At 67.4% G+C, this 14,715-nt stretch carries 15 protein-coding genes, 1 tRNA gene and 1 pseudogene; 5 read left to right on the top strand and 12 right to left on the bottom strand.

Going from position 1 to position 14,715, the window contains the following annotated elements:
* From ACLP25_RS12605 to ACLP25_RS12580, 6 genes are all read right to left on the bottom strand, one after another.
* Positions 1-523 (bottom strand): class I tRNA ligase family protein (locus ACLP25_RS12605; protein ID WP_442469534.1); only part of this gene is annotated, 523 nt, incomplete at its 3' end.
* A 157-nt stretch (positions 524-680) separates the two neighbouring features.
* Positions 681-1,220 carry a DUF2497 domain-containing protein gene (locus ACLP25_RS12600; protein WP_442469535.1) on the bottom strand — a complete coding sequence of 180 codons (540 nt, stop codon included), beginning with the start codon at positions 1,218-1,220 and terminating at the stop codon, positions 681-683.
* Between the two features lie 247 nt (positions 1,221-1,467).
* Positions 1,468-2,778: a TolC family outer membrane protein gene (locus tag ACLP25_RS12595; RefSeq protein ID WP_442469533.1), complete on the bottom strand. Its 1,311-nt coding sequence runs from the start codon at positions 2,776-2,778 to the stop codon at positions 1,468-1,470.
* 435 nt (positions 2,779-3,213) lie between these two features.
* The gene (locus ACLP25_RS12590; protein ID WP_442469532.1) at positions 3,214-3,885 is read right to left on the bottom strand and encodes a protein-L-isoaspartate O-methyltransferase family protein; all 672 of its coding nucleotides are present in this window, start codon (positions 3,883-3,885) and stop codon (positions 3,214-3,216) included.
* A gap of 52 nt (positions 3,886-3,937) precedes the next feature.
* Positions 3,938-4,011 (bottom strand) — tRNA-Cys (locus ACLP25_RS12585).
* Positions 4,012-4,095: 84 nt separating this feature from the next.
* A complete protein-coding gene (locus tag ACLP25_RS12580) occupies positions 4,096-4,806 on the bottom strand; it encodes a CDP-alcohol phosphatidyltransferase family protein (RefSeq protein WP_442469531.1) in 711 nt (236 codons plus the stop codon).
* A gap of 135 nt (positions 4,807-4,941) precedes the next feature.
* Here ACLP25_RS12580 and ACLP25_RS12575 point away from each other — a divergent pair, with 135 nt between their 5' ends.
* A complete protein-coding gene (locus ACLP25_RS12575) occupies positions 4,942-6,192 on the top strand; it encodes an FAD-dependent monooxygenase (RefSeq protein ID WP_442469530.1) in 1,251 nt (416 codons plus the stop codon).
* Positions 6,193-6,415: 223 nt separating this feature from the next.
* Here ACLP25_RS12575 and ACLP25_RS12570 read toward each other — a convergent pair whose 3' ends face one another.
* The 3 genes from ACLP25_RS12570 to ACLP25_RS12560 form a co-directional block, all read right to left on the bottom strand.
* Positions 6,416-7,027 (bottom strand): riboflavin synthase, encoded by a 612-nt coding sequence (locus tag ACLP25_RS12570; protein WP_442469529.1) that lies wholly within the window; start codon positions 7,025-7,027, stop codon positions 6,416-6,418.
* A gap of 87 nt (positions 7,028-7,114) precedes the next feature.
* Positions 7,115-7,468: a hypothetical protein gene (locus tag ACLP25_RS12565; RefSeq protein ID WP_442469528.1), complete on the bottom strand. Its 354-nt coding sequence runs from the start codon at positions 7,466-7,468 to the stop codon at positions 7,115-7,117.
* Positions 7,469-7,503: 35 nt separating this feature from the next.
* Positions 7,504-7,989 carry an ester cyclase gene (locus ACLP25_RS12560; protein ID WP_442469527.1) on the bottom strand — a complete coding sequence of 162 codons (486 nt, stop codon included), beginning with the start codon at positions 7,987-7,989 and terminating at the stop codon, positions 7,504-7,506.
* A gap of 287 nt (positions 7,990-8,276) precedes the next feature.
* On the opposite strand from ACLP25_RS12560, the gene ACLP25_RS12555 reads away from it, so the two are divergent.
* The 3 genes and pseudogenes from ACLP25_RS12555 to ACLP25_RS12545 form a co-directional block, all read left to right on the top strand.
* The gene (locus tag ACLP25_RS12555; RefSeq protein ID WP_442469526.1) at positions 8,277-9,416 is read left to right on the top strand and encodes an acyl-CoA dehydrogenase family protein; all 1,140 of its coding nucleotides are present in this window, start codon (positions 8,277-8,279) and stop codon (positions 9,414-9,416) included.
* Positions 9,413-10,147, top strand: coding sequence for a PIG-L deacetylase family protein (locus ACLP25_RS12550; RefSeq protein ID WP_442469525.1), 735 nt, complete (start codon positions 9,413-9,415; stop codon positions 10,145-10,147). The genes ACLP25_RS12555 and ACLP25_RS12550 overlap by 4 nt, the downstream gene beginning before the upstream one ends.
* Positions 10,144-10,587, top strand: a pseudogene (locus ACLP25_RS12545) (class I SAM-dependent DNA methyltransferase); the annotation flags it as partial. The gene ACLP25_RS12550 and the pseudogene ACLP25_RS12545, both read left to right, overlap by 4 nt.
* A gap of 72 nt (positions 10,588-10,659) precedes the next feature.
* On the opposite strand, the gene ACLP25_RS12540 reads toward ACLP25_RS12545, so the two are convergent.
* Entirely contained in the window at positions 10,660-11,613 is a 954-nt protein-coding gene (locus ACLP25_RS12540; RefSeq protein WP_442469524.1) for a VOC family protein, read from the bottom strand.
* A 244-nt stretch (positions 11,614-11,857) separates the two neighbouring features.
* Positions 11,858-12,694, bottom strand: a complete 837-nt coding sequence (locus tag ACLP25_RS12535) for a fumarylacetoacetate hydrolase family protein (protein ID WP_442469523.1) — start codon at positions 12,692-12,694, stop codon at positions 11,858-11,860.
* Positions 12,695-12,890: 196 nt separating this feature from the next.
* Here ACLP25_RS12535 and ACLP25_RS12530 point away from each other — a divergent pair, with 196 nt between their 5' ends.
* The gene (locus ACLP25_RS12530; RefSeq protein WP_442469522.1) at positions 12,891-13,577 is read left to right on the top strand and encodes a GntR family transcriptional regulator; all 687 of its coding nucleotides are present in this window, start codon (positions 12,891-12,893) and stop codon (positions 13,575-13,577) included.
* Between the two features lie 390 nt (positions 13,578-13,967).
* Here ACLP25_RS12530 and ACLP25_RS12525 read toward each other — a convergent pair.
* A partial coding sequence (locus ACLP25_RS12525; protein WP_442469521.1) for a c-type cytochrome occupies positions 13,968-14,715 on the bottom strand: 748 nt, incomplete at its 5' end.

Raw genomic sequence — 14,715 nt, 5'->3', positions numbered from 1 at the left:
GCCGCTTGTCCTTGTAGACGAGCCCGTCGCGGCAAAGCTGAACGAACACCTTGGCGACGGCGCGCGACAGGCCTTCGTCCAGGGTGAACCGCTCGCGGCTCCAGTCGCAGGACGCGCCGAGCCTTTTCAGCTGCTGGATGATCGCGCCGCCCGACTCTGCCTTCCACGCCCAGACGCGTTCGAGAAAGGCCTCGCGGCCGAGCGTCCGCCGGTCGGGCTGCTGCGTCTCGGCGAGCTTGCGCTCGACCACCATCTGCGTTGCGATCCCAGCGTGATCGGTGCCCGGCTGCCAGAGGACGTCGCGTCCATTCATCCGCCGGTAGCGGCAGAGAATGTCCTGCAGCGTGTTGTTGAGCGCATGGCCCATATGCAGGTTGCCGGTGACGTTGGGCGGCGGAATGACCATGCAGAAGGGCTCGGCGTCCGCGCGTTCGGGCCGCCCCGAGCGGAACGCTCCGCTTTCCTCCCACAGGGCGGAAATGCGGGATTCAACCGCAGACGCGTCAAACGATTTGTCCATCATGGAATACCAGTCCGCGCCGGGCCCTTTGGGCCGGCTGATTACGGTTGAAGCGCGGCGCGTCGCGGAATGCCGGCCCGTAAGCGCTGACGGCGGCGCGCCACGACGGGTTTAAGCCCGACGCCGCGCCGCAAGTCAACGGATTGAAAGGCTTGCCAGCCTAGCGCGCCCCGCGCGCGACCCGCTCGATTTCGGCGCGCACCAGCCGCTCGACGATCCCCGGCAGGTTTTCGTCGAGCCACGCCTTGAGCATCGGCCGCAGCATCTCGCGCGCGAGCTCCTCGGCGCGTTCGGCGCTGCGGGCCGCGAGATTGGCGGAGAGCGCGTCGAAGGCGGACGCGACCGCCTTGTCTGTTTCGGGCGACAGAAGCGGCGCGTCGTCCTCAACCGGACGGTCCGCCGCGTCGCTCACCTCCAGCTCCGCCCGGGGCCACACGCCCGTTTGGGGATCGGCTTCGGCCTTGGGGGGATTGGCTTCGGCCTTGGGAGGATTGGCCTCGGCCTTGGAGGGATTGGCTTCGGCCGCCGGCTCGGGACGCTGCTGCGGCGCGACCTCCGCCCGTTCGACGGCCGGCTCGCCCTTCGAATAGACGATCTGCGGCGCCGGCGCGGCGGGCTTCGGACCCTTCGTCTCCTGCCCCTTGGCCGGCTCCCGCTCCTCGGCGATGATGGTCCGGATCGAGGCGAGAATCTCCTCCATCGACGGCTCGTGCGCCCTCTGCGCGCGACGCAACGCGTCGAGATCGCCCATGTTCAACTTGACTGCGCTCATGCCCGTCGCTTCAGCCACTGCATCGTCCTCGATGATCGAACCTCGCCTGCGAGCCGAGCCGCACACGATCGTCGTTCGCGGCGCGCGGCCGGTTCGCGAATCACCTGCATGAAGGGTAATCGGCGATCGCCGGCGCCCGCAAGCGCGGGCCGCCCGGCCGGTGCGCCGTCCACCTTTATTTGCCGTCAGGCGTCCTGAGACCGATCCACTTGTCCTTGACCTGGTCGAAGTGGACGGTCGGGTCGTACTCGGCGACCGCCAGCCCGAGCGTCGGCACGTTGAGCCGGCCAACCGCCGACAGCAGCGCATAGGAAAACACGACCTGGTCGTGCTCCGCGCGCACGAGCTGGGTGCGGGCGGAAAGCAGAGCCTGCTGGGCGTTGAGCACGTCGAGGGTGGTGCGCTGGCCGACTTTGGCCTCCTCACGCACGCCGGCGAGCGCCACCTCGTTGGCCGCGACCGACGCGCGCGCCGCCTTCACCACGCCGATCGCCGCTTGATAACGGCCCCAGGACGCAACCACGTTTTGCCGAATCTGGTCCCGCGTCGAGTCGGCCTTCAGCTCCTGGACGGTCAGGCTTTCCTTCGACTGCCGGATAGCGGCATATTCGCCGCCGCCCTGGTAGATCGGGATCGTCAGCTGCCCGAGGATCTGGGCGCTAAACTGGCGCATCCCCGGCGTGCTGTTGACATCGTACGCCTGAGTAACTTGCGCGGAAACGCTGGCTTGCGGGTAGAGCGCGCCTTCGGCGATTTTGATGCTGAGCAGCGCGGCGTCGACGCCGTGCTCCTGGGCGACGATCGCCGGATGCTCGACCTGCGAGATGTTGACCGCCTCGGGCAAGGTGCTGGGCAGCGGCCTTACGATCGGCTTGACCGGCGCCAGGGTCTTGGGCTCGTCGCCGATGACCTGGCGATAAGTGGCGACCGACGCTTCGAGCACCGCTTGGTCGCTCAACAGGGTCGCGTTGGCGCTGGCGAGACTCGCCTCCGCCTGGGCGACGTCGGTGCGAGTCACTTCGCCAACGGTGAACCGGTCCTTGGTCTCCCGCAACTGCTCCTTCAGCACGTCGACGTTGTTGCGATCGAGGTCGACGATCGCGGAGTTCTGCAGAACGTCCATGTAGGCCTGCACGCCACTGAGCAGCGTGGTCTGTTCCGTGTTGCGCAATGTCTCGCGAGCGGCGAGCACGTCGGATTCCGCGCCTCGGATCTTGTTGATCGTCTGATAGCCGTCGAAAACCGTCTCACTGGCCTGCACGCCGTAGCTGCGCGGATAGGCGCCGGTCGCATACCGTAACTCCGGGGAACTCGGAATGATTTCGTTGCCGTTGGCGTGCTGCACCCCTGCGGTGCCGACAGCGCTGACTTTCGGCAGATAGCCCGCGTTTGCGGTGGGGACGTTTTCATCGGTCTGACGAACGGTGGCGCGCTGCGAATTGATGTCGGGGTTGGTCAGGTAGGCCTTGACCAGGGCGCCGTTCATCGTCTCCGCGCCGGCGCCGCCAGCGCCTATTGTCACAACGGCGACGGTCGCAAGAAGGGCGGACCGTAAGACGCCCCGCGGCCCCCTACCGCTCCGGGCGGAACGTCGTGTCTCGCTTGCGTCCATGCCTCGATCCACCTCGCCTCACCACGCCGCCGGAGAGATGCCGCTCCCCGAAGCGCCTGAACGTCGCACGCCCGACGCCATAAACATAGCCTCTCGGCGATGTCCTGCGCAGGCGCCCCTCTCGAAATCCACAACGCCTTGTGCGGCGTCGGGACTGGCGACGGCGGCATAATAGTCGCGAGCGGCCGCAACGCCACAGAAGCTTCGCGGAACCCAACGCCGGTCCCCAATTTTTCGCCGACGCGTCGCAAAGATGAGACACTCCGGAGGCGATCGTCTGTCGCCGTGATTCCCCGGGTACGACCAGAGCTAGAATGCGAAGCTCGCCGCGGGCTGAAATCCGTCGAGCGTGTCCGCGAAGGCCTCGAACAGCGCGCGCCGACTCACCCCCGCCCCACGGCGCTCGTACAACGCCCCTTGCGGCGCGCCCATGATCGCGTCGATCCCGACCAGCCGGCCGCCCTCGGCGAGTTGGCCGAGCAGACCGTCGGGCTGAATGCGAAAGGCGCCTTCGACGACGATGACGTCGAACGGACCGAGATGAGCGGCGCCGCCCTCGAGCGGGCCCTCGATCACGGTCACGCGTTCCCGGCCGGCGAGAAGTTCGCGCGCCGCCGTAACGGCGCCGGGATCCGATTCGATCGCCACGACCTTGGCGCCCATGAAATCGAGCAGCGCCGCGCCGTAGCCCGACCCGCCGCCGACGTCGAGCGCCCTATCACCCGCCTTCACCGTCGCAGCCTGCAGCAACCGCGCGAGGGTGAGCGGCCGCAGCAGCCGACGGGTCCTCGCGCCGAGCGCCGGAGTCTCGCGATCGAGGTAGGCGAGCGGGACGTTGGACGCAGCCACGAATTGCTCGCGCGGCATGGCGAGGAAAGCCGCGAGCACCTCCTGGTCGAAGACGTCGCCGGTGCGCAACTGGCCGTTGACCATGTGCAGCCGCTGGTCAAGGTTTTGGTCGGCCGGAGAGATCGTCGCCATCGGTATTCGCCCCCGCGACGCGGACAGCAGCCGTCCGCGCTCTCAACTGAATTGGAGGCCTCGCCCGGAATCGAACCGGGGTGCAAGGATTTGCAGTCCTCTGCGTAGCCACTCCGCCACGAGGCCGGCGACGAACGGTTCCGTTCGGCCGCGACGGCGCGCGCTATAGCAAGGATTCGCGCGCCGCGGCAAGGCGATTCGCCCGGGCCGTCATGCCCAGGGCGAATGCCTGACAAGCGGCAGCGCCAAAAAGTAGGCGGCGGTCGCGATCAGGCCGGCGACGATCCAAATGGGCGGCGCCAGGTCGTCGACGATCGCCAGCGCGGCGAAGGCGAACCACGCGACGGTCACTGCGACGGTCAGGATGCGCAGCCTTACCACGCGAAGGGGATGGACGAACACGGCCGGGGCGAACATCAGCGCCGTTGCGCCCAGAAGGATCGCCGCGCTCACGACCCAGGGCGGCCGCAGGACGAAAAGATAGAGCACAAGGATGTTCCAGGTCGCCGGAAAGCCACGGAACCACAGGTCGTCGGTCTTCATTCTCGTGTCGGCGAAATAGAGCGCAGAGGCGATCACCACCACGAGGCCGATCCAGAACGAGGCCTCGGTCGGCATCAGGTCCGACCGCCACAGGGCGACCACCGGCACCAGCACATAGGTGAGAAAGTCGATCACCAGGTCGAGGACTACGCCGTCGATCGTCGCGGCGGTTTCATGAACATTCGCCGCGCGCGCAAGAGTCCCGTCGATCCCGTCGATGAACAGCGCGAGGCCCAGCCAAGCGAAACAGATGGCGAAATGCCGCTCGATGGCGGCGTAGAGCGCGAGCACCGCCACCGCGCCGCCCGAGGCGGTGAACAGATGGACGGAAAAGCCCGCCGCCTTGGCGACCCGAACGGGTTGCTTCTCGATCGACATGCCGTCCGCCCCTTCCCTGCGACAAAACGCTCCGCCGCCCCGCTCCGGCTTGACCTTGCGAGTTCCGCCTTATCAAAGTCCGGCGACGCCGTCTTCCCGTCCGACGCCCGCCGGAAGAACAGGGAGCCAACGCCCATGACCCGTCCCGCCGAACCCGCCGACCGCGTCTGCGACGTGCTCGTCGCCGGCGCCGGCCTTGCCGGACTGACCGCGGCGATCGCTTTCGCTCAAGCCGGGTTCGTCGTCGTCTGGTGCGGGACCGACGAGCGCCTCGCCCGCGGGCGCACCGTGGCGATGCTGGACCGCTCGATCGCCTATCTCGATTCGCTTGCGCTCTGGGGCGCGATCGAGCCCGAGGCGGCGCCGATGCGCGCTCTGCGCATGATCGACGACACCGGCGGGCTGTTCCCGCCGCGTCCGGTCGAGTTCACCTCAGCGGAGATCGGCCTCGAGACCTTCGGCTGGAACGTCGAGAACGACCTCATGGCCGACTCCCTGGCGCGCCGCGCCGCGCAAACCGCGGGCGTCGAGCGGATGGGCAGGGCCATTGCAGCGTACGACTTTTCCGGCGATCGGGCGGTCGCCCGGCTCGACGACGGACGCAGCGTCGCGGCCCTGCTCGTTGTCGGCGCCGACGGGCGCGCCTCGCCCGCGCGCCGCGCCGCCGGGCTTCCGGTCCACGCGCACCGCTATCCGCAGAGCGCGCTGACCGCGCTGCTCAGACACCGCCTGCCACACCGCGACTTCTCGACCGAATTCCACACCCGAGACGGGCCGTTCACCCTGGTGCCGCTGCCGCCAGGCGCAGAAGCGCCCGACCGCTCAAGCCTCGTCTGGGTGATGTCGGACGCCGAGGCGCGCCGCCGCGAGGCGCTCGACGACACGGCGCTCGCGCGCGAGATCGAGCGCCAGGCCCGCTCGATCCTCGGGGCGATGCGGCTCGAGGGCCGGCGCGGCGTCTTCCCGATGGTCCGTCAGATCGTGCCGAAGCTGACGGCGAAGCGGCTGGCGCTGATCGGCGACGCCGCCCACGCCTTCCCGCCGATCGGCGCCCAGGGACTCAATCTCGGACTGCGGGACGTCGAGGCGATCGTCGCTGCGGCTGTCGAGGCGCGCGTCGAGGGCCGTGACATCGGCGGAAGCGTCGCGCTCGGGGCTTACGAGCGGGCGCGCCGGGCCGATATCCTCACCCGCGCCGGCGTGGTCGACGGCCTCAACCGGGCGCTGCTCGCGCGCTTCGTTTCGCTCGACCTCGCCCGAGGGGCCGGCCTCGCGGCGCTCGGCGCGGTGGGGCCGCTGCGCCGCTTCGTCATGCGCGAGGGGGTTGCGCCCCGGTTCGCGCGGCCTCTCTCCCGTCCTTTGGACGGCGCCGGGCGGCTGGCCTGAGCGACCCGTGGGGCGTCCGACCGACCGGCGCCCTCGCGAGTCGGAATCCGGACTTTTCAATGGTTTGCGGCGGCTTTTCCGGGCGGGCGCCGCTACACCCGGCTTCCGTCTTCGCGGCGGGGCGCCGTTTCCCCTCGCGGCCGCCGTTAACATGCGTTAGCTTACATAGTCAATATTTTTCTCCGTCATAAATCTGCCTTAAGTCGGCCTTGTCGCGTTCCGCCTAGCGAGCCTCCGCCGCCTCGATCAACCGCGCGGCGTAACGGGCCATCTGGTCGACCTCGATATTCACGGTGTCGCCCGCCTTTCGCTCGCCCCAGGTCGTCACCTCGAGCGTGTGCGGGATGAGCAGGACTTCGAACTCGTCGCCCTCGACCGCGTTGACGGTCAGCGACGTCCCGTCCAGCGCCACCGAGCCCTTGACCGCGATGAACTTGGCGAGCGCGTGCGGGCTGCGGAAGCGGAAGTGCGCCATGCCGTCGAAGTCGCGCCGCGAAACGATTGAGGCCAGGCCGTCGACATGGCCGCTGACCATGTGGCCGCCGAGTTCGTCGCCGACCCTCAGCGACCGTTCGAGATTGACTTTTGTCCCCCTGTTCCACGAGCCCAGCGTGGTGACCGCGAGCGTCTCCGCCCCGACATCGAAGCTGAGGCGCGAACCCTCCCCGCGCGGCTCGACGGCGACCGCCGTCAGGCAGACACCGGCATTGGCGATCGAGGCGCTGACGGCGATCCCGGCCGGATCGTAGGCGCTGGCGATGGTCAGGCGGTCCCGCTCGCCTAGGCGTTCGATTTCAATCACTTCGCCGACGTCGCTGACAATTCCGGTGAACATGGGTCCTCGCCTGCGCCGCGCTTCACGTCTTGCGTCTTATCCCCGCTTCGCCGGGCGCGGCAAGGCGGCGCCCGCCGGGAGCCCCGATCACATCGGACCGAACACGCCCGTGAAGTAGCTGGCGACAAAGATCGCCGCGAGCGGCAGCCAGAAGCCGAGCATGCTGTGGGAGACCATCCGCTTTCGGTCGACGAGCGGCGCGAGGACGACGAGGTCGAGCGCCGCGACAATCAGGGTCAACACAGCGGCCCGGAACAGGGAATTGGCGTCCCGCGCGACAATCTTGTCGGCCATCGTCGCCGCGGCGGCGATCACCGGCGCCACCGCCAGCCGGACCGCCTCGGGAATCTCGCTGGGCCAGACCTCGAGGCCCATGGCGTAGACGCCCGCGCACCCGGCCCACAGGACGAGCCCGCAAACGAACAGAGCGACCCACGCCATCCCGGCCCTCCCGTCGGAATCCGCGGTTGGGGTCCCTACCCCTTCAACTGGGCGAGTATTCCGGCGATATCTCCCATACCCCAATGCTCGGCGATATGCCCATCAACGATCCGAAAAATGTCGCAGGAGGTGAACACCAGGCGTTTGCCGGTCGGCTCGATGCCGTAATAGACGCCCTCGTGCGTCCCCTCGTAAACGAAGCTCGCCGCGACGCGGTCATCCGCGGCGACGGTCGTCTGGATCGTCACCTTGAGGTCAGGCAGGGCCTTGAGCCGCGCCGCGAAGAAGGCGACCGTCGCCGCCTTCGCCGTCAGGCCCGCGGGCGGCGGAGGGGCCGCGGCGCTGACCTGATGGTTGACGTAGTCATCGGCGATGAGGTGGGCGAAGGCGTCGATGTCGTGCGCGGTGAGCGTGTCGGCGAACTTCCCTGCGATCGCGGCGTCGGCGGCGGCGACCCGGCGGGGGATGAGGGGCGCGCCCGCGCCGAGCGCGGCGCCGGCCAAAAAGGTTCTGCGTCGCATGGACCCTCCGTCGGCGGCGAAAGGCCGCAGGCGCCAGTATAGTCGGAACGCGGGGCGAGAGGGGCCGCATTCCCCACGGAATGATCGATCGTCCTGGGAATCTGGCCAAGGGACACCAAGCCGCAGGCTGCTTCATCAGCGCGTGGCCGTGCGTGACGGCGGGAATGTCGAAAGGCGACGCCATCGACGACCATGTCGCCAATCTCCTTGCGCCGCGGCGCGGGCGCGGGCGTCGGGAACTTCCAGACGGCCCGCGACGTTACATCATTCGAGAGGGGAGCGGCGGCATGGGCTTTTCGACAGCGCGCGTCTTGGACCTGACGACCACGCTTCCCGCCTTCGATGAGGCGGCCGCGCTCGCCGCCGAGCGCTCTCGGGCGCTCGACGAAAGCGGCGAACCGCCGCTCGCCGAGTTGGAAGCGCTGGCGAATACCGGCCTATTGAGCCTTCCGTTCTCGCCTTCATTCGGCGGCGCGGGGCTCGCTTTGGGCGAAGCGGCGGCGCGGACGCTGCCGACGGCGCTCCGGGTTCTTGGTCGGGCGAGTCTGCCTCTCGGTCGCCTGTACGAAGGCCACGTCAACGCAATCCGGCTCGTCGAGACCTATGGCTCCATCGCGCAGCGCGCGCGGATGGCGGACGAGGCTCGACAGGGCGCGTTGTTTGGCGTCTGGGCTGCGGACGAGAACGAGCAGGGCCTGCGGATTCGTTACGCGGACCGCGCTTTTGTCCTGGAAGGTCGGAAGATCTACTGTTCGGGCGCCGGGCTTATCTTACGGCCGGTCGTGACAGCCAGGGACGAGGCGGATCGGGTTCGGATGGCGCTGCCCCGGCTCCCGCAAGGAGAACGGCTCGATCTCTCGGGCTGGACCGCGCAAGGCATGCGCGCCTCCGTGACGGGGACGGTGACCTTCACCGGGCTCAAGGTCCACGACGAGGACATGCTCGGCGAGCCCCGGGACTATCATCGCGAGCCGGATTTTTCCGGCGGCGCCTGGCGCTTCGCCGCAGTCCAGGTCGGAGGGATGGAGGCGCTGTTCATGGGCTTGCGCGAGCATCTCTTGCGCGCCGGCCGAGGCGGCGATCCTCATCAGTCAGCAAGGGTGGCAGAATCGGCGATCGCGGTCGAGACCGCGCGTCTCTGGGTCGAGCGCGCCGCCGCTCTTTTTGAGCGGCGCGAGGCGGACGACGCGTCGCTTGTGGGCTACGTCAGTCTCGCGCGCTCGGCCGTCGAGCGAGCAGCGCTCGATCTCATCGAGCGGGTTCAGCGCTCGGTCGGCCTGCGAGCGTTTCTTCGTCCCGACCCGATCGAGCGGATCGCCCGCGACCTCGCGACCTACTTGCGCCAGCCCGGTCCGGATCGGGCGCTTGCGAACGGGGCTCAATGGGTCCTGTCGGACGGCGGCGCCGTCTTTGCGAAGCGCCAATGAACCGCGACGCTTTCTTTGCCGCGGCGGACGCGTTGCCGGCCGCTCGTCTATCCGACCTTCTCGGTGAAGGCGGGGCTGTCGTCGTGGCGCCGCACCCCGATGACGAGAGCCTTGGCTGCGGGGCGCTCCTCCGCGAGGCGGTCGCGGCCGGCCGGCCGGTGCGCATCGTCTTTGTCAGCGACGGAACAGGATCGCACCCGAACTCGCAGGGCTATCCCGCAGACCGCCTGCGCGCGCTGCGTGAGGGAGAGGCGCAGGCCGCGATGGCGGCCCTCGGCGTTTCCTCGTCGCAGATCGAGTTCCTGCGCCTTCCGGACCGCGCCGTCCCCTCATCCGGCGACGAGGCCGAGCGCGCCTCCGTTGCGATCGCAAACGCGGCTGCAAAAGCGCGCGCGGGGGTGATTTTCGTAACCTGGCGCCACGATGCGCATGGCGACCATCAGGCCGCTTACGCCATCGCGCGCCTGGCCCAACGCCGGCGCAGCGCAAGGCTCTTCGAATATTCGATCTGGGGACGCGGCGCCGAGCTCGACCGCGAGCCGGAGGGCCCGCCGCTCGGCTGGCGCCTGCCGTCAAGCAAGCATCGAGAGCGCAAGCGCGCCGCGATCCTCAGCCATCGCTCTCAGGTTTCCCGCCTCATCGACGACGATCCCGAAGGCTTCCTGCTTCCGCGCGCGATGATCGAGGACATCCTCGCTCGCGACGAACTGTTCCTCGAGATGGACCCGTGACGACGGTTTCGCTCGGGCGCGCCTATTTCGAGGACCTCTATGCGAGCGACGCCGATCCCTGGCGCTTCGCAACGAGCGGGTACGAACGGGAGAAATACGACGCAACTCTCGCGGCGCTTCCGAAGGCGCGCTATGCGAGCGGACTCGAAATCGGCTGCTCGATCGGCATCCTCACGCGCCGGCTGGCCGCCCGGTGCGATCGCCTCCTTGCAACGGACATCGCGGAAGAACCGCTGCGCGAAGCTCGCCGTCGCTCGGCCGACGCGCCATGGGTTGAATTCGACCGCAGCGCCGCGCCCAGCGAGTGGCCGGAGGGGACGTTCGACCTCATCGTCCTCTCCGAAGTCGTCTACTACCTGAGTCCCGCGGACGTGGACCGATCGGCGGAGCGCATTCTCTGTTCGCTCGCCCCGGGGGGCGATCTCGTGCTGGTTCATTGGACAGGAGAGACAAATTATCCGCTGTTTGCCTCCCGTGTTCCGCCTGGTGTCGCGGACCTTGCGAAACGCCTGTCAGGCTTCGAAATTGTGGATGAAATCAGCCGGCGGATTCGGTCCCCACACGTAGAACGAATCTTCCGGAGGATGGTCCGCCGCCGGCCAGTCCGCGTCGTGCGGGACAAAATCGATGTCGGCGGAGTATTCGCAGAAAGAGCCCCACGGATCCCGCACGTAGTGGAAGAAGTTCGACCCGAGCACATGGCGGCCGAGACCCCAGCCCTTGTCGTATCCTTTGCCGAGCATGTGCATCGCCCCGAGGCCGATCTCGTCGATGCTGCCGACGTCCCAGCTCAGGTGGTGCATGCCGGGAGCATTCGATTTGCCGAGCGCGATCATGTGATGATCGCTGCCGTGGATGCCGTGCATGAAGGCGATTCCGTCGCTCGAGTGGTCTGACAGGCGAAGCCCAAGCACGAGCGAGTAGAAGTCGATCGCTTTCCTCACGTTCGTCGTGAACAACAGCATGTGCGCGAGACGGCGTGGATGCGTGCGCTTGACGGCGCTGCGATTGGGCGCGCCCCTCTGGGCCGGGCTCGCCGAGGACTGGACGAACTGGCTCTTCTCACTGGGCGATGTTTTCGGCGCGACCGCGATTTCGACCAGATTGCCGTCATGGTCGTGAAACCACAGCCCATTCGACTCCACGCCTGACGGCGGATCGACGCGCTTGACGTCATGCGCCTGCAGCCGCTCGGCGAAGCGATCGAGATCATCCTCGAATGCGCCGAACGAGATGTACTGGTGCTTCTTGCGCGGGCCTTCGCCGATCGTGCCCCAGACGTGCGGGTTGCCTTTCGTCGCGAGCGTCAAGGCGGACCCGCGCTCGCCGACATCGAGCCCGAACTCGACATAGAAAGTCTTGGCGACGGCCGGATCCGGGACCACGAAATGAAAATGATCGAGCGAATGCACGCCGAGCGCGCCAGGCCTGCGCGTGGCCTTCACGAAACCCTGAATTGCGGTCATGCGTCTCCTCCTCCTTCTGGTTTTGTTGGTCTCGCGCCGCCTGGAACAGCGACCGCGGAATTTGGCATCGCGACACGGACTTTTTCGGCCAGCCGGTCAGGCCGCCGCTTTCTCGGTGAACTGCAACATTTCGGGCTGGGCTTCGGAACGTCCGTGGAGGGGCGGGCTTTGGCTGAGGCTGTCGCCCGAGGGAAAGCCGCGACCTCTTGATCCGCACCCTGTCGCCGCCGCTCCTGGCGTCCGCTCAGACGACCTTCTGCCGCTGCGAGCCGAGGACGCCGCCGTCGAGTTCGACGACATCGCCGCGCTTCAGAAACTGGGGCGGCTTCATGCCGAGGCCGACGCCTTCCGGTGTGCCCGTGATCACCACGTCGCCCGGCAGGAGCGTCATGAACTGGCTCAGGTGCGAAAGGATCTCCGCCACAGTGAAGATCATGTCGCCGGTGCTGCTCTTCTGCCGGACGGCGCCGTTGACGGCGAGCGTCAACGGAATCGCTTGCGGATCGGGGATCTCATCCGCCGTCACGAGCCATGGGCCGAGCGGCCCGAACGTGTCGAAGCTCTTGCCCTTGACCCACTGGCCGCTGCGGTTCGCCTGCCACTCGCGCTCGGACACGTCGTTGGCGAGGCAATAGCCGGCGATGTGCGAGAGCGCGCTCTCCTTGCTCACGCGCTGGGCCTTCGTCCCGACGACAAAGGCGAGTTCGACCTCCCAATCCATCTTTTCCGAGCGTTCGGGCCAGTTGAGGTCGTCGTTCGGGCCCTGGATGCAGGTGATCGCCTTGTTGAACACGACCGGATCCTTCGGGATCCGCATGCCGGCCTCGGCCGCATGCTTGCGGTAGTTCAGACCGATCGCGACGAACTGGCGAACTCCCCCGACCGGCGCGCCAATGCGCGTCCCATCCGCCACCGCCGGCAGTTTCTCGATATCGATCGCCGCGATCGCGCGAAGCTTCTCGGGCGAGAGCCAGTCCGGGGTGATGTCGGGGACGAGCCACGAGAGGTCTCTCTTGACGCCGCGCGCATCCAAAGCGCCCGCCCGTTCGGCGCCGACCGCTCCGTGCCGGAATAGCTTCATCGTTTCCTCCGCCTGATAAGCCGCGGCTGGCGCAGCAATAGAACCTTTTTTCGTCGATAGCACGAGATTTTTCGATTGAAAATATATTTTTTGCGTGGTAGCAAACTTTTGTGAAATCGCCTCAAGGAGGACGGTGAGAGCCGGTTTTTTGCGCGCGCCGTGATGCGAAGGACGCCATGAGGGGGCGGACCAGACGATGAGCAACAAGACCCAATCGGACCGCATGTTCGAGACGCTTCGAGGCGACATCCTCGCCTGCCGAATTCTTCCGGGAAGCAAACTGCGTATCAACGACATCGCCGAGACCTCGGAAGTCAGTCTGGGCGCCGTGCGGGAGGCGCTCTCGAGGCTTGGCGCGGAAGGCCTCGTGATCGCGGAGTCCCAGAAGGGCTATCGCGCGGCGCCGCTGTCGGTCGAGGATCTCCGGGATCTCACCGAGGCGCGCGTTGAGATCGAGCAGATCGCATTGGCGCGATCGATTGCGCACGGCGATCTCGACTGGGAGACCAATCTCGTCGCCGCGTGGCATCGGCTTTCGAGGATTTCGGAGCGCGTCGAGGGCGAAACATCGGATCAATGGGCGCTTGCGCACGGCGCATTCCATGAAGCGCTGGTCAAAGCTTGCGGCTCGGCAAAGCTTCTCCAGATCCGTTCCCCGCTCTATCAGCAGACGGAACGCTATCGACGCTATTCCGGCGTGGTCGGCCGCGACCGCAACGTGTCCGCGGAGCATAAGCGAATCTTCGACGCCGCCATTGCGCGCGACAGCGCCGCGGCGACGGACGCGATCGCCAAGCACCTGCGACTCACCGCCGAAATCATTACAAACGCCCTCAAGCTCGAAGAACGAAACGACGAGGGAAGGCGGAAGAGAGCCGGCTGAGCGCGGGATGCCCCGCTAAAGGCGGCGCGCCCTCTCGCCCTTTGCACCGATCTGCAGCTGGACAGCCCCGAGCGCGGCAGGGCAAGCCCGACGATACGTCCGCCGCCGTCAATTCGGTCGCGCTTCAGCGCGTGCCGGATTTCGAGCTGCATGACCGGCGCGCCCGTCAGCTCCGCGGTGAGGCCGGTTCCCCGCAGTCCTCGGCCATTGTCTGGCGGACGTCGCTCACGATCTTTTCCAGCCCGCCGCCGTCGAACACCGTGGGTTCGAGCGATAGCACGACGAGCGCGAGTCGGCCGTCGGCCCGCGATCCGGGGATCAGCAACTCCCGACCTGTCGGCTGGCCCGTCGGATTGTGACGGACGCCAAGCAGATCGCCTCCAACAAAGATCAGTGCGAGACCGATCGCACATCGGGAGAGGGCTGCGAGGCGTAGTATTGCGCCGCCTCTTCGATTTCCTCCGGCGTCATCCGCCGCGCGACATTGCGCATCTGCTCACTGATATCGTTCCGCCTTTCGCCCGAAGCGAAGGCCTGAAGCTGGGACTTGATGTAGACAGCCGACTGCCCCTCGAGCCACGGACTTCCCGCCTTGTTGTCCAGGGCGCCGTGGCACGCGCCGCAGGGCGCGATATTGCGCAGGGGCGCACCGTTGATGACGATGCGCGGCGCGGGAAGAAGCCCAGCCGGATGATAGGCCGGCAGGCGCGGCAGATACGCGTAATAGGAGGCCAGATCGATCATGTCCTGGCCGGAGAGGCGGAGCGCGAATGGCGTCATGATGGCGTTGACGCGCGCGCCCATCTGAAAATCCTCGAGTTGCTTATAGATCACAGCCGGGTATTGGCCCGCGAGATTGGGCGAATCGGCGCGGCTGACGCCCGTAGGGCCGTGACAGATCGCGCATTGCTGGGCGAGCGTCGCGCCGCGACCGATCGAATCGGCGTCGGCGCCGCGCAGCATGTCGGGCGTCATCACGGCAGGCGAGATTTTGAAGTCCGGTTCGATTGGCTTCTGGCTTGTCGGCTCGCGCACGACGCCTGCCGCACTGCAGATCGCATCCCATAAACCCGACGCCCTCGCGTTCGTCTGCTCCAACGGGAGCACTACGAGCCCCAAGATCGTCGCGCCCACGAAG

The sequence above is a fragment of the Roseiarcus sp. genome, from assembly GCF_052145395.1.
Taxonomy (GTDB): domain Bacteria; phylum Pseudomonadota; class Alphaproteobacteria; order Rhizobiales; family Beijerinckiaceae; genus Roseiarcus.
Note: the sequence above shows the minus strand (reverse complement) of the source record. Positions and strands in the feature narration are given on the sequence as shown.